Source organism: Acinetobacter sp. YH01009 (assembly GCF_013420765.1).
GTDB classification, from domain to species: Bacteria; Pseudomonadota; Gammaproteobacteria; order Pseudomonadales; family Moraxellaceae; genus Acinetobacter; species Acinetobacter amyesii.
Map to the genome: position 1 here is coordinate 1 of NZ_VOYE01000046.1, position 1,476 is coordinate 1,476.

The 1,476-nt window shown below is 39.3% G+C and carries 2 protein-coding genes and 1 pseudogene; all 3 read left to right on the plus strand.

Annotation, left to right across the window (positions count from 1 at the left end; all coding sequences use genetic code 11):
* A partial coding sequence (locus tag FTT76_RS17560) for a hypothetical protein (protein ID WP_218944809.1) occupies positions 1-315 on the plus strand: 315 nt, incomplete at its 5' end.
* 86 nt (positions 316-401) lie between these two features.
* The gene (locus tag FTT76_RS17455) at positions 402-1,277 is read left to right on the plus strand and encodes an SDR family oxidoreductase (RefSeq protein WP_078081115.1); all 876 of its coding nucleotides are present in this window, start codon (positions 402-404) and stop codon (positions 1,275-1,277) included.
* A 74-nt stretch (positions 1,278-1,351) separates the two neighbouring features.
* Positions 1,352-1,476 (plus strand): annotated as a pseudogene (locus FTT76_RS17460) (CmlA/FloR family chloramphenicol efflux MFS transporter); the annotation flags it as partial.

Genomic DNA, 1,476 nt, shown 5'->3' on the forward strand with positions numbered 1-1,476 from the left:
GTAAATTTTCAGCGTTGCTGGCTCCCCGTCAGCCGGATTGGGTTGCATCGCAGGGGTGTCGAAAGAGTCAACTGCGGTCCAAAGCTGTTGGACTTGGGTGAAAAGGGCGTTTATTCTTCCTATACGTATAGGAAACCTTTATTATACGGTTATAGTAAAAAGGGGGAGAGGAATCTTCCTCTTTTTTATTTTAAAGGGAGATCTCCCATGACACTTCGTAGAAAAGGGTACATCAATGAATTTGATGGCTTATTTGTGATACCAACAATCGGATTAATCCTGTTGAAATTTTATATTTCTATATTTAGAGCATAGGCAGATTGCCTGTGCTCTTTATTTTGTTTGTTTTAAATTGGTATTGAATGATACCAATATTACATGATTAATGGAGGAGATTATTTATGACATTTAATAACAATGAAAATACACGTGTGTGGTTTATTACAGGTGCAAGCAGTGGACTAGGATACGAATTCACAAAAAAAGCATTGGAGTCAGGAGAGAAGGTTGTTGGTGTTGCTAGAAATATTGAAAAACTGAATGAGTTAAAATGCCAGTTTGAAGGAATGTTACTTCCTTTAAGTCTTGATGTTACTGATAGAAGTGCTGTTTCGACTACAGTGGAAACTGCCATTAAACATTTTGGAAGACTCGATATTGTCATTAACAATGCAGGGAATATGGTAATGGGAATGATTGAAGAATTTAGTGAAGATGAAGTTAGAAGCCAAATGGAAACTAATTTCTTCGGTACAGTATGGGTAAGTCAAGCTGTTATGCCGTACTTGCGGGCACAAGAATCAGGTCATATTATCCAGATATCTAGTATTGGTGGACTGATTAGTGGTCCAATGTCGGGAATCTATAGCGCTAGTAAATTTGCTTTAGAAGGATTTAGCGAGGCTTTAGCACAAGAAGCTGCACATTTTGGTATAAAAGTATCTATCGTAGAACCTGGAGGTTACTGGACGAATCTATACTTAAAAATGAGTTTTACTACACAGAAAAAAGAGTATGATTCATTACGTGAAAAGTTGGCCCAACAATATTCAAACGAATCGGTGGATAGTGATCCTAAGTTAGCCGCCGAAGCTATAATGAAACTGGTTAATAGTGAGAATCCGCCTCTCCGATTAGTTCTGGGAAGCCTTGTATATGATTTAGCTGTTGAAAATGCAGAAAAACGTATATTTACATGGAAAGAGTGGGAATCAGTCAGTCGTTCTTCGGAACATGGGATTCCTGCACCAGAAGGATACGGAATAATTGAGGAATAGAAACCCTAAGAAATAAACTCTCTAAACTACAAAAACTAATTAATGATTTAATATGTTTATTAACTTAATCGCCGGGCGCAACGGCTTTCGTCATTGCGTCTCTGGGAGCAGCTTGGTCTTCAACTGCACCGGCCTTTGTCGCTTTCCGTCTACTTCAAGCAGTGGGCGCGTCGGCCATGCTGGTGGCGACGTTCGCGAC

Coding starts and splice junctions, on each gene's coding strand:
- FTT76_RS17455 (WP_078081115.1), top strand. CDS start 402: ATGACATTTAATAACAATGAAAATACACGTGTGTGGTTTATTACAGGT.